Origin of the sequence: Methylobacterium sp. WL64 (assembly GCF_008039945.1) — a bacterium.
GTDB lineage: Bacteria > Pseudomonadota > Alphaproteobacteria > Rhizobiales > Beijerinckiaceae > Methylobacterium.
The window spans coordinates 1-12553 of the sequence record NZ_VRVA01000030.1 but is presented as its reverse complement, the minus strand read 5'-3'; the positions used below and the strand labels follow the sequence as shown (position 1 = coordinate 12553).

The 12553-nt window shown below is 71.6% G+C and carries 13 protein-coding genes; 8 read left to right on the top strand and 5 right to left on the bottom strand.

All coding sequences use genetic code 11. The features are described 5' to 3' along the window. Positions 1-27: 27 nt before the first annotated feature. Entirely contained in the window at positions 28-567 is a 540-nt protein-coding gene (thpR, locus tag FV242_RS14945; RefSeq protein WP_147907948.1) for an RNA 2',3'-cyclic phosphodiesterase, read from the bottom strand. Continuing rightward, positions 567-1166 (bottom strand): arylesterase, encoded by a 600-nt coding sequence (locus tag FV242_RS14940; RefSeq protein WP_147939461.1) that lies wholly within the window; start codon positions 1164-1166, stop codon positions 567-569. Before FV242_RS14940 ends, thpR begins: the two co-directional genes overlap by 1 nt. A gap of 231 nt (positions 1167-1397) precedes the next feature. On the opposite strand from FV242_RS14940, the gene FV242_RS14935 reads away from it, so the two are divergent. From FV242_RS14935 to FV242_RS14920, 4 genes are all read left to right on the top strand, one after another. Beyond that, a complete protein-coding gene (locus FV242_RS14935) occupies positions 1398-2081 on the top strand; it encodes an ABC transporter ATP-binding protein (protein WP_147907994.1) in 684 nt (227 codons plus the stop codon). After that, entirely contained in the window at positions 2081-4660 is a 2580-nt protein-coding gene (locus tag FV242_RS14930) for an ABC transporter permease (protein WP_147939460.1), read from the top strand. Before FV242_RS14935 ends, FV242_RS14930 begins: the two co-directional genes overlap by 1 nt. 381 nt (positions 4661-5041) lie before the next feature. Continuing rightward, positions 5042-5812, top strand: a complete 771-nt coding sequence (locus FV242_RS14925) for a Bax inhibitor-1/YccA family protein (RefSeq protein WP_147907945.1) — start codon at positions 5042-5044, stop codon at positions 5810-5812. A gap of 97 nt (positions 5813-5909) precedes the next feature. Next, positions 5910-6806 (top strand): dihydrodipicolinate synthase family protein, encoded by an 897-nt coding sequence (locus tag FV242_RS14920; protein WP_147939459.1) that lies wholly within the window; start codon positions 5910-5912, stop codon positions 6804-6806. 16 nt (positions 6807-6822) lie between these two features. On the opposite strand, the gene FV242_RS14915 is transcribed toward FV242_RS14920, so the two are convergent. Continuing rightward, positions 6823-7197 (bottom strand): DUF2794 domain-containing protein, encoded by a 375-nt coding sequence (locus FV242_RS14915; RefSeq protein ID WP_147857607.1) that lies wholly within the window; start codon positions 7195-7197, stop codon positions 6823-6825. A 457-nt stretch (positions 7198-7654) separates the two neighbouring features. Here FV242_RS14915 and bluB point away from each other — a divergent pair, with 457 nt between their 5' ends. Together bluB and FV242_RS14905 are read left to right on the top strand one after the other, a co-directional pair. Then, positions 7655-8293: a 5,6-dimethylbenzimidazole synthase gene (gene bluB, locus FV242_RS14910; protein ID WP_187278428.1), complete on the top strand. Its 639-nt coding sequence runs from the start codon at positions 7655-7657 to the stop codon at positions 8291-8293. A gap of 150 nt (positions 8294-8443) precedes the next feature. Further along, on the top strand, positions 8444-8953 hold the full coding sequence (locus tag FV242_RS14905; protein WP_147907943.1) for a L,D-transpeptidase: 510 nt from the start codon (positions 8444-8446) through the stop codon (positions 8951-8953). Between the two features lie 10 nt (positions 8954-8963). Here the strand turns inward: FV242_RS14905 and FV242_RS14900 are convergent, their stop codons facing one another. After that, a complete protein-coding gene (locus FV242_RS14900; protein WP_147856879.1) occupies positions 8964-9272 on the bottom strand; it encodes a cupin domain-containing protein in 309 nt (102 codons plus the stop codon). A gap of 219 nt (positions 9273-9491) precedes the next feature. Between FV242_RS14900 and FV242_RS14895 the strand changes: the two genes are divergently transcribed. Further along, on the top strand, positions 9492-10502 hold the full coding sequence (locus FV242_RS14895; RefSeq protein ID WP_147907942.1) for a 2-keto-3-deoxygluconate permease: 1011 nt from the start codon (positions 9492-9494) through the stop codon (positions 10500-10502). Positions 10503-10516: 14 nt separating this feature from the next. Here FV242_RS14895 and FV242_RS14890 read toward each other — a convergent pair whose 3' ends face one another. After that, on the bottom strand, positions 10517-10741 hold the full coding sequence (locus tag FV242_RS14890) for a DUF1674 domain-containing protein (protein ID WP_147897031.1): 225 nt from the start codon (positions 10739-10741) through the stop codon (positions 10517-10519). Between the two features lie 57 nt (positions 10742-10798). On the opposite strand from FV242_RS14890, the gene FV242_RS14885 reads away from it, so the two are divergent. After that, the gene (locus FV242_RS14885) at positions 10799-12172 is read left to right on the top strand and encodes an RsmB/NOP family class I SAM-dependent RNA methyltransferase (protein WP_246692714.1); all 1374 of its coding nucleotides are present in this window, start codon (positions 10799-10801) and stop codon (positions 12170-12172) included. The last annotated feature ends 381 nt before the right edge of the window (positions 12173-12553 follow it).

Here is a 12553-nt window from a genome sequence, read left to right as displayed (position 1 = left end):
CTGAGGTGGTGGGTTGGACTGCGGGCGTTAGACGAACGGAAACTCAGCCTCCGCGAGGTACGGCCCGCCCCCGGTCGATTCCTTGGCCGAGAACATGGTCACCCGGTCGGCGGTGAAGGCCAGGGGCGCGAAGGCCGGAGCCTGGGAGAGATACATCGCCACCGCCTCCGGGCTGGCGTCGCGCTTGAGGCGGGCCAGGGTGACGTGGGGTGTGAACTTCCTGCGTTCGGGCGCGATGCCGGTGCGCCGCACCAGCCGCTCCTGCTCGGCCTGGAGGTCGATCAGCTCCGGGCTCGGTGCCACCGACGCGTAGAGGGCCCGCGGCCTGTCGCCTCCGAAGATTCCGAGCCCGTCGAGGGTCACCGTGAGGGCGGGGCGCACCCGCATCTCGGCCATCGCCTCCAGCACGTCCTCGGCCGCGGGCACCTCGACATCGCCGAGGAACCGCAGGGTGACGTGGTAGTCGCCGGGCTCGATCCAGCGCGCGCCGGGCAGGCCGCCCCGGTAGATCCGCAGCGCCTCGGCAATCTCCGTCGGGATCGCGAGCCCTGTGAACAGGCGCGGCATTACCGCGACGCCCCCTGCCGGAGGCCGCCCAAGAAAGTCTCGACCGTGGGGAGGATCTGGGCCGCGATGGTCTCGACGCCCTGCCGGTTCGGGTGCAGCCCGTCGTCGAGGTGCTGGGCCCGGTCGCCGATGATCCCGTCGAGGAAGAACGGGTAGAGGGTCAGCCCGTAGCGCTTGGCCAGGGTCGGGTAGATCGCGTCGAACCGCGCCTTGTAGTCCGGCCCGAGATTGGGGGCGGCCTGCATGCCGGCGAGCAGCACCGGGATCCCCCTGGCCTGCAACCGCTCGATGATCGCCGCGAGCGCCCCCTCGGTGACCTTCGGGTCGGTGCCGCGCAGCATGTCGTTGGCGCCGAGTTCCAGGATCACCCCGGCGGTCCCGTCCGGCACCGACCAGTCGACCCGGTCGAGGCCGCCCGTGGCGGTGTCGCCGGAGACGCCGGCATTGGCGACGGTCACGTCCGCGCCCTTGGCCTTGAGCAGGCGCTCCAGCACGGTCGGGAAGGCTGCGTCGGATGGCAGGCGGTAGCCGGCGGTGAGGCTGTCCCCGAGGGCGACGAGCTTGACCGGGCCGGTGGTGGCGGCGTGAGTCGCTGTCATGAAAGGGAATATCAGACCCGCTAGCGCTGCGACAAACAGGGCGGCCCGCCGCACGCGGCCGGCGCCGTCATGGCGTAGCCCCAATGCGCCCCCCATATCGCGGTGCATCAACGGGCGGTGCCGCCAAGTTCGTCGCCACGTCAGCGGCCAAGTCAGCAGCCAAGTCAGGACCTCGCGCGCCATGCTCGTCATCGCCCACAGATCGGCCGCCCGGTGAGCAACGGCAAGGTGCTGCGCGAGCCGGCGATCGCGTTGTCCGACATCGATCTCAGCTTGGGACGCGGTGCCGCCCGGGTCCACGTCCTGCGCGGAATCTCGCTCACCGTCGATCGCGGCGAAGCGGTCGGGCTGGTCGGCCCCTCGGGCTCGGGCAAGTCGACGCTGCTGATGGTCATGGCCGGGCTGGAGCGACCCGATTCCGGCGGCGTGGTGATCGAGGACACCGACCTCGCCCGCCTCGACGAGGACGCGCTCGCCCGGTTCCGGGGCCGGCGGATCGGAATCGTGTTCCAGGCCTTCCACCTCGTTCCGACCATGACCGCGCTGGAGAACGTCGCGCTGCCGCTCGAGCTCGCCGACCGGCCCGGCGCCCTGGAGCGGGCCCGCGCCGAGCTGGAGGCGGTCGGCCTCGGGCACCGGCTGCACCATTATCCGGCCCAGCTCTCCGGGGGCGAGCAGCAGCGCGTCGCCATCGCCCGGGCAGTCGCCCCCGATCCGGCGATCCTGGTGGCCGACGAGCCCACCGGCAACCTCGACGAGGCCACCGGCCGGCAGATCGTGGACCTGCTGTTCCGGCTGAAGCGCGACCGGGGCGCCACCCTGGTGCTGGTCACCCACGACAACGGCCTCGCCCGCCTGTGCGACCGCACCGTGCGCCTGCGCTCCGGCCGGGTCGAGGAGGCGGTGAGCGCCTGATGCACGGCACGATCTCGCATCCCGAGCCCGCGCCTCGGCGCATCCCGCTCACCCTGCGTCTGGCCGTGCGCGAATTGCGCGCGGGCCTGTCCGGCTTCGGGGTGTTCCTCGCCTGCATCGCGCTCGGCGTCGCGGCGATCGCCGGCGTGGCGTCGATCTCGCGCTCGCTCTCCGACGGTTTCGGCCGGGAGGGGCGGCGGATCCTCGGGGGCGACCTCGCCTACAACCTGATCAACCGCGAGGCGACCGACGCGGAGCGGCAGGCCCTGTCGCGCGAGGGCACGGTCGACGCCGTGGCGTCCCTGCGTGCCATGGCGGTGGCGGCCGGTGGCGAAGCCGCGCTGGTGGAGCTGAAGGCCGTCGATCCCGCGACCTACCCGGCGGCCGGCGAACTCGTCACAGATCCGCCGGGCCGGCTCGCCGACCTGCTGGCGGAACGCGACGGGACGCCCGGCGCCCTCGCGGACCCGGCCCTGCTCACCCGCCTCGACGTCAAGGTCGGCGACCGGATCGCGCTCGCCGGGCACCCGGTCGTGATCCGCGGCACGCTTACCTCCGAGCCCGACAAGATCGCCGGCGGCATCGGCTTCGGCCCGCGGCTGATGATCTCGGAGCCGACGCTGCGCGCCACCGGCCTCGTCCAGCCGGGCAGCCTCAACCGCTGGAGCTACCGGATCGTCCTGCCGAAAGACGCCGCCCGGGACCCGGACCTCGACGCCGCGCAGGTGCGGATCCGAACCGCGACTCCGGAGGCCGGCTGGGAGATCCGGTCTCGCGGCAACGCCGACCCGCGCTTCGCCAAGAGCATCGAGCGCTTCACCCAGTTCCTGACCCTGGTGGGACTGACGGCGCTGATCGTCGGGGGCGTGGGCGTCGGCAACGCGGTCCACGCCTTCGTGGAGCGCAAGCGGCCCTCGATCGCGACGCTCAAGAGCGTCGGCGCCCCGGGCTCGCAGGTGGTCGCCCTCTACCTGACCCAGGTGATGCTGATCGCGGGCATCGGCACGGCGATCGGCCTCGCGGTCGGTGCGAGCCTGCCGTTCGTCCTGGATGCGCTGTTCTCCGCCGACCTGCCGCTGCCCCTGAACCCGACGCTGGCGCCCGGGGAATTGCTGCTCGCCGCCGCCTACGGGCTGCTGACCGCCTTCGCGTTCGCGATCACGCCGCTCGGCCGTGCCCACGACGTGCCGGTCTCGGGCTTGTTCCGCGACACGGTCGATCCTGCCCGGGTCAGCCCGCGCTGGCGCTACCGGATCTGGCTGGCCCTCAGCCTCGCCGCCCTGGTCGGCCTGGCGGTCGGCACGGCGTTCGACCGGCGCGTGGCCCTGATCTTCATCGCGGCCGCCGCTATCGCGTTCGCGCTGCTGCACGGGGTGGCGCTCGGCCTGATGGCGCTCGCCCGCCGCCTGCCGCATCCGCGCTGGCCGGCGCCCCGGATGGCGCTGGCGAACCTCCACCGGCCGGGCGCGCTGACCCCCGCCATCGTGCTGTCCCTCGGGCTCGGCGTGACCCTGCTGGTCACCCTCAGCCTGATCGACGCCAACGTCCGCCGGACGATCAGCGCGACCCTGCCGGCGCGTGCGCCGAACCTGTTCTTCCTCGATATCCCGTCCCGCGACGCCGCCGAATTCCGCGCGTTCCTGGCGCGCTCGGCCCCCAACGGCAAGATCGAGGACGTGCCGATGATGCGCGGCCGGATCGTCGCCCTGAACGGCGTGCCGGCCAACAAGATCCGCCCCCCGGAGGACGCCGCCTGGGTCCTCGACGGCGACCGGGGCATCACCTACGGCGACACGGTGCCGGAAGGCTCGACCCTCACCGAGGGGGCGTGGTGGAGCGCCGAGCAGGGGGCCAAGCCGCTGGTCTCGTTCGAGGCGGACCTCGCGCGCCAGCTCGGGCTGAAGGTCGGCGACACCGTCACCGTCAACGTGCTCGGGCGCGACCTGACCGCGACGATCTTCAACCTGCGCCGGGTGGAGTGGCGCAACCTCGGCATCAACTTCGTCATGGTGTTCTCGCCCGGCACCTTCCGGGGCGCCCCCCACTCGGATCTCGCGACCCTGTCGCTGCCCGGCGGTACCGATGCCGGCGCCGAGAACCGCATCCTGCGCGACGTCGCCAAGACGTTCCCGTCGGTGAGCGCCGTGCGTGTGAAGGACGCGCTCGACGCGATCGGCGACCTCGTCGGCCGCCTGGTCCTGGCGATCCGCGGGGCGAGCGCGGTGGCGGTGCTGGCGAGCCTGTTCGTGCTGGCCGGGGCCATTGCGGCCGGCCACCGGGCCCGCCTCTACGACGCCGTGGTGCTGAAGGTCCTGGGCGCCAGCCGGACACGGCTACTCAGCGCCTACGCCATCGAGTACGCCGCCCTGGGGCTCGCCACGGCCGTATTCGGCCTCGCCGCCGGCAGCCTCGCCGGCTGGGTGATCGTCGCGAAGGTCATGCACCTCGACTTCCGCCTCGACCTGTCCGGCGCGCTTGTGGCGGCGACCGCCGCGGTGGCGCTGGCGATCCTGCTCGGGCTGGCCGGCACGTGGCGCATCCTCGGCCAGAAGCCGGCGCCGTATCTCCGGCAGATCTAGAGCCTTGATTAGTCGCACTCGCTGACGCCGGACCGGTACCCATTTCGGCGGTGCGCGCTCTGACCGCTGGTCTTCGCGGCCCCGCTTCCGGTCTCCGCGCATGGTTAAGACTTGGGCGGAGAGACATCGACCCGATGCGATCCGGGCAACCGCCAGTCGAACCCGGGGCCGTGAGCGCGGGAATCCGTTTTAATCCCTGACTTCATGGACAAAAATACATCCTCCGACACCGGAAAAGCGCCCCCGCAACCGTGGCTGGGGACTTGTGCGGGCGGCGGCCGCGCAACATATTCCTGTGCGAGGTGCCAGCCTGGCGCCAGAGGTCCTGCGTGGGCCTCGCCCGAAACACCACGCTGAGAGAGCCTCCGCAAGGAAACTCCCATGGCATTCGAGAACTCTCCCTTCCGGTACGGCGCCCAGCAGCCGTCCGGGTACGCCGGCACCCAGGTCGATGTCGATCAGGGCCTGCGCACCTTCATGCTCGGCGTCTACAACAACATGGTCGTCGGGCTCGGCATCTCCGGCCTCGTCGCCCTCGGTCTGAACATGGCCGCGGTTGCGTCCTACCAGGGTACGCGCCCGATCCTGACCTCCTTCGGTCAGACCCTCTACACGAGCCCGCTCAAGTGGGTTCTGATGCTGGCCCCGCTCGCGTTCATCTTCGTCTTCTCGATGCGGATGGACCGGATGTCGGCCTCGTCGGCCCGGACGATGTTCTGGGCCTTCGCGGCGGTGATGGGCGCCTCGATGTCCTCGCTCCTCCTGGTCTTCACCGGGGCGAGCGTGGTGCGGGTGTTCTTCATCACGGCGGCGGCGTTCGGTTCGCTGAGCCTCTACGGCTACACGACCAAGCGCAGCCTGTCGGGCATGGGCTCGTTCCTGATGATGGGCCTGATCGGCATCATCCTGGCTTCGCTGGTGAACATCTTCTTCGCCTCGTCGGCACTGCAGTTCGCCATCTCGGTGCTCGGCGTGCTGATCTTCGCGGGCCTGACCGCCTACGACACCCAAAAGCTCAAGGAGATGTATCTCTCCAGCAGCTTCGATGGTGAGATGGCGGCCAAGATGTCGGTGAACGGCGCCCTGACCCTCTATCTCGACTTCATCAACATGTTCCAGTTCCTGCTCAGCCTGGTCGGCGACCGCCGTTAAGTCCTGCACGAACCCGGATCCAGAAGCCCCGGCGGGAAACCGCCGGGGCTTCTTTTTTGGCCTGCGCGGATCAGGTGAGGGCGGCTATCATGCCGGCATGCCCCAACCGATCTCCGGCCTCTCCGCCTTCCCGATCACCCCGAGCGACGCGGACGGCCGCGTCGATGCCGCCGCCATGTGCCGGCTGCTGGAACGCCTCGTCGATGCACGGGTCGATTCGATCGGCCTGCTCGGCAGCACCGGGACCTACGCCTACCTGTCCCCGGACGAGCGGCGCCGCGTCGTCGAGATCGCCGCGGAGGCGGTGGCCGGCCGCGTGCCGCTTCTGGTGGGGATCGGGGCGCTGCGCACCGACGACGCGATCCGGCACGCTCGGGCGGCCCGGGCCGCGGGGGCCGACGTGGGCCTGCTTGCCCCCGTCTCGTACACGCCGCTCACCGACGACGAGGTGTATCGGCATTTCGCGGCCGTGGCGGGGGAGGGCGGCCTGCCGCTCGTGATCTACGACAACCCGGCGACCACGCATTTCCAGTTCTCGCCGACGCTGATCGGCCGGATCGCGCGCCTGCCGGGCGTCGTGGCGGCCAAGTGCCCCGCGCCGGAGCCGGCGGCGGCCGAAGCGGGAGTTGCCGGTCTGACGGAAGCGGTCCCGGCGGAGTTTCCGGTCGGGTTCAGCGGAGACTGGAACGTGACCGAGGCGCTGCTCGCGGGCGGTACGGCCTGGTTCAGCGTGGCCGGCGGCCTGTTTCCGAAAACCTGCCTGGCAATCGTGCGCGCCGCCGAGGCCGGCGACGCCGCGCAGGCCCGGGCGTTGAACGAAGCGCTCGCGCCGCTCTGGACGCTGTTCAAGGCGCATTCGAGCCTGCGGGTGGTCTACGCCCTCGCCGACCATCTCGGCCTCTGCCGCGCCGAACCACCACGGCCGATCCTGCCGCTGCCGCCGGAGGTTCAGGCTGACATCGTCAGCACCGTCGAGCGGTTGAACCTCGCCTGAGGCGATCCTGGAACACTCACACCGCCCGGGGAGGGGGCTCCAGCACGGCGAGCACCCGGGCCAGCTCGGTCCCGCGCTTCATCACCAGTCCGCTGGCGGCGATCACCGCGTAGGCGCCCTGGCGGCGGGCGAGCTTCGGGTCCTTCTCGATCCGGTAGAGCGGCATCTCGGAGGCGCGGCGGTAGATCGAGAACACCGCCTTGTCCCGGCGGAAATCCATGGCGTAGTCGCGCCACTCGCCCGCCGCGACCTGCCGGCCGTAGAGGTTGAAGATCGTGCGCAGCTCGTCCCGGTTGAAGGCGATCTGCGGGGGTTCCGCACGGGCGGGGAACGGAATGACATGGCCCGCCGCTTCCTCGGGCCTCGACTCCGCGCTCGTCCGCTCCGTCATCGTCACTCCGTGGTGCCCATGCTGTGCCGAATGATGGCCCCCGCGCCCGCGACCCGCAAGGGTGGCCGCGCCGGGACCCCGTGTCGCCCACGACACATCCAAGCGACAAAAAACACGGTTCCGCCCGAATGCCGCCTTTCCCGGGCCGCGTTGCACTGGCACAACACTGCCTGAACCTCGCCGGCTCCTGCCGGACCAGCGGCCGAAACCCAGCTCCCCAGCCTTCGGTCGCCGGTCGGGATTCCAGAATTCGGCACTCCGAGGTTTCGAGACCCAATGACTTCAGGCCGCCCCTCTGGGCGGCCTTTTTTCGTGGCCTGTCCCGCGCCCCGGCAGGAGGGTCGTCCCGAGAGGCCGCTGCCGGCTCCGACATGCGGCCCGATGCGCGGCCCGATGCGCGGCCGGGGTGTTTTCGTTCTCCCGTTTGACGCCGGATGCAGGTAAGGCGAGCCGCATCATGGGTCCGCCCGCCTTCGACGTCAGCTTCATCCAGGCCCTCGACACGCTGTTCGCGTGGCGCCGCGACGTGCGTCGGTTCCGGCCGGACGCCGTGGACCCGGACGCCCTGCGCGCCTGCCTGGCCGCGGCGCACCGGGCGCCGTCGGTGGGCAACAGCCGGCCCTGGCGGTTCGTACGCGTGTCCGACCCGACCCGGCGCGCTGCCGTGGCAAGCGACTTCTCCCGCTGCAACGCGGCAGCCGCGGAGGGCTACGACGCGGCACGGGCCGCCCGCTACCGGGCGCTCAAGCTCGCCGGCCTGAACGAGGCGCCGGAACACCTCGCGGTGTTCTGCGACGACGCCACCGAGACCGGCCTCGGCCTCGGCCGCGCCAGCATGCCGGAGACCCTGGCCTATTCGGTGGTCGGGGCGGTTCAGTGCTTCTGGCTGGCGGCGCGGGCGCGCGGACTCGGGGTCGGCTGGGTCTCGATCCTGGAGCCCGCCCGCGTCGCCGGGATCCTTGCGGTGCCGGAGACCTGGCGGCTCGTCGCCTACCTGTGCGTCGGCCATCCGGTCGAGGAGCATCGCGACCCGGAACTGGAGCGCCACGGCTGGCAGGCGGAAGACCCCCGCGGCACCGAGTTGTTTGAGCGCTGAGCCGTCCGGCCTCACGATTGAGGCTACTTCTTTACCCTCCCCAAGACTTCCCGGGAGAAGCAGAGCGTCAACCATAGCGCTCAAGGGAACGGCAAGCGCGGCCGTGGATTACTGGCCGGCATACGCTCACGCTTGTCGAGGAAGTCCAGGATGTCGGGTCGGGTGACGGCTTTATTCGGTTTGGCCGGCGCGATGCTGGCGGGTTGCTTCGGGGCGGCCCAGGCGCGGGAGGTGGTGCCGTTCCAGAACGGCGTCGCGCCGGGCTCGGTGGTGATCAGCGTGTCCCAGCGCAAGCTCTACCTGGTGAACGGCGACGGCACCGCGATCCGCTATCCCGTGGCGGTGGGCAAGCCCGGCAAGCAATGGTTCGGCACGGCCGCGATCGACGGCAAGTACGTCGCCCCGGCCTGGTCGCCGCCGGCCGAGGTCAAGCGCGACAACCCCCGGCTGCCGAACGTCATCGCGGGCGGCTCGCCCAGCAACCCGATGGGGGCGGCCGCGATGACGCTGGCCGGCGGAGAGTACGCGATCCACGGCACCAACCGGCCGAACTCGGTCGGGACCTACGCGTCCTACGGGTGCATCCGGATGTACAACCAGGATGTGGTCGATCTCTACGCCCGGGTCGATGTCGGCGCGCAGGTCTACATGACCCGGTGAGGGATTTCCCTTACTTCGCCGGCGGCGCCGTCGCCTCGACGGACGTGAAGGTCTCGAGGATCCGGTAGGTGTGCTCGGCGCCCGCCGGCACACAATAGGAATCCCCCGGCGCGAGCGCGACCGTCTCGCCGCCGACCACCAGCTCCGCCCGGCCGCTGATGACGTAGCCCACGGTCTCGTGGGGCGAGGACGTCATCGGCTTGTCGGCGTTCGGCTCCTCGGCCCGCCACATGCGCATGCCGAGTCGCTCGCCGCGGGCCAGGGTGATCTCGCCGTGCGGTCCCGCGGCCGCGCCGTGGGCCGATACCTTCGTCGCCATCATCGTCTCCTGTCGGTGAACCAGCCCAACGGCGCCCGGCCCGCGACGTTCCGCGCCCGGTGTCGCGGCCTCGGCCTGGGTCGCCGCTTGACGCCTCCCGGGGGCGACAACAGGATGCGGTACCGGTCCGACAAGGCGCCCGACAGAGGCGTGGGCCGGTGCGACGCCGCGAATCCGTTCGGGTCCGGCGCGTCGCCGAATCGACCGGAGGGACGCGCCATGCAGATCAAGGCGGCGATCGACAGGATTCCCGGCGGGCTCATGCTGGTCCCGCTCCTGCTGGGCGCCCTGTGCAAGACGTTCGCGCCGGGAGCGCCGGCCTATTTCAAAGGCTTCACGCAGGGGATCATGACCGGGGTGATCCCGATCCTGGCGGTCTGGTTCTTCTGCATGGGCGCGTCGGTCAGCCTGAAAGCGACCGGCACCGTCCTGCGCAAGTCCGGCACCCTCGTGCTGACCAAGCTGCTGTCGGCCTGGGCGATCGTGCTGGTGGCTGCGCTGTTCATCCCGCCCGAGGGCATCCAGACCGGCTTCTTCGCGGGCCTCTCGATCCTCGCGATCGTCTGCGCGATGGATATGACCAATGGCGGGCTCTACGCCTCCCTGATGCAGACCTACGGCAGCCGGGAGGAGGCGGGCGCGTTCATCCTGACCTCGATCGAGTCCGGCCCGCTGATGAGCATGATCATCCTGGGCGCTTCCGGGGCGGCGCATTTCGAGCCGCAGATCTTCGTCGGCGCGGTGCTGCCGTTCCTGGTCGGATTCCTGCTCGGCAACCTCGATCCGAAACTGCGCGCCCTGTTCGCCCCGGGCGGCCAGCTGATGATCCCGTTCTTCGCCTTCGCGCTGGGCAACACGGTGGATCTCAACAACCTGCTCTCGCCCCTCGCCGGACTCGGGATCGTGCTCGCGCTGGCCGTCATCGTGCTCACCGGGATACCGCTGATCCTGGCCGACAAGGCCATCGGGGGCGGAACCGGGACGGCGGGGCTCGCGGCCTCGTCCACCGCCGGGGCGGCCGCCGCCAACCCGCTGGCGATCGCGGCGGTGGCGCCGCAATTCGCCCCGGCGGCGCAGACCGCCACGGTGCTGGTGACGATCTGCATCATCGTCACGTCGATCCTGGTGCCGATCCTCACCGGGCTCTGGTACCGCCGGTTCGGGGCGGGCGCGGCGGAGGCCAGGGCCGAGCCGCCGCCGACGCCCTTCGAGGGCGTGCCCGCGGAGTAGGGTCGGGGGGCGGCTCAGAAATCGACCGCGAGACCCTTCACCTCCCAATCCTGGTAGCGCACCGGCTCCAGGCCACCGCGGCCGAGATGCTCCGGCGCGGCGCGGATCGCAGCCGCGCGGGCGTCGATCGCGGCCCGGCGCTCGGCCGCCTCGGCCAGGGCACGCTCGGCCGCAGGGCTGAGTTTGCGCGGGGCCGCGGCGGCGCCATCGGTCGCATCCTGTCCGTTCGGGTCTTGCATCGCGGTCGCTCGGGTGTGAGGGCGTGTGTCAGCGGATCATTGGGTTCAGGAGTAGAAGTGGCATCGCGGGACACAGGCCGCAACATTCCGGTCGACACATCGACGGGTACGCCCGACACCGCGGGGCTCGGCGCCCGGCGGGCCGCCCTGAATGCGGTGGCCGAGATCATCGGCCAGGAGCGCCCCCCGGCCCTCGAGGAGACCCTGGCCCAGGCGATCCGGACGGAGAACCTGAGCCCCGCCGATGCGGGCCTGGCCCGGGCGATCGCGGTGGCGACCTTCCGGCGCTACGGCCTGATCCGGGCGGCCCTCGCCGCCCGGCTCGAGCGCGGCCTGCCGGTCGACAAGCCGCGGCTCACCGCGCTGCTCGCCACCGCGACGGCCCAGATCCTCGACCTCGCGGTCCCCGACCACGCCGCGGTCGATTGCGCGGTGCGACTCGCCAAGGGGGACAACCGCACCGCGCATCTGGCCGGCCTGGTCAACGCGGTGCTGCGCCGGGTCGTGCGGGAGCGCGACGCGATCCTGGCCGCCTCCGCCGACGCGCTGGCCGTCAACACGCCGGACTGGCTGGCGAGCCGCTGGGTCGCGGCCTACGGACCGGAGCGGGCGGCCGCCATCGCGCAGGCCCATCTCGCCGGGGCGGCGATCGACCTGACCCCACGCGGCGACGCGGCCGCGTGGGTCGAGCCGCTCGGTGCGGTGCGCCTGCCGACCGGCTCCCTCCGGCTGCCGGAGAACGGGCCGGCGATTCCCGACCTGCCGGGCTTCCAGGAGGGCGCCTGGTGGGTTCAGGACGCCGCCGCCGCGATCCCGGCGCGGCTGCTCGCCCCGCAGGCGGGCGCCCGGGTGCTCGATCTCTGCGCCGCCCCGGGCGGCAAGACGATGCAGCTCGCTGCCACCGGCGCGCGGGTGACGGCGGTCGACCGCTCGGCGCCGCGGCTGGAGCGCCTCCGCGAGAACGTCGCCCGCCTCGGCCTCGACGTCGAGATCGCGGTCTCCGACGCCCTGGCCTTCCAGGCCCAGGACCACGACGCGGTGCTGCTCGACGCCCCGTGCTCGGCCACCGGCACGATCCGGCGCCACCCCGACGTGGCCTGGACCAAGTCGAAGTCCGACATCATCCGGCTGTCGCTGCTCCAGGTCAGGCTCCTCCAGAGCGCGGCCGAGTTGGTGCGCCCGGGCGGCCGGCTGGTCTACTGCACCTGTTCACTGGAGCCCGAGGAGGGCGAAGCGCAGATCGCCGCCTTCCTGGCCCGGGACACCCGCTTCGCGCGCGTGTCGGTGCGGCCGGAGGAGATCGGCGGCGCCGCCGAGATGATCGACGGCAACGGGGACCTGCGCACCCTGCCGTGCCACCTGCCCGAGGTCCCGGGCGCCCGCGGCGGCCTGGACGGCTTTTTCGCGAGCCGGCTCGAACGCGTGGGGTGAGGAGCGCCCCGCGGCCCTTTCCGTCATCGCGGGCGCAGCGACGCATCCGAGCAGAGCACGCGCTCGAGAACGGCGGATCCTTGGGCGAGGGACCGCGCGCGACCGGGTGCAGGCCGATCGGCACCCTACGCTGCCTCTTGACAATGTTCCTATTTTGTGCTCATTAGCCGTCACCTGTCCTTCGGCGGTGTGGGGGTGACTCCACGGCGCTCCTCGGGGGTCCGTCCGGTGGCTGACCGGCGGGCTCGGGGGATGGGGCGATGCCCGCGTCGGTGGCTCTCAGCCGCCATCGCCCCGGGCGGCGTGCCGATGCAGGGCGTGTCTCGGATACGGGCGTGAAGATCGGGCGGTAGTCTGCCCGGCGGGGTGCGGAAATGCCCC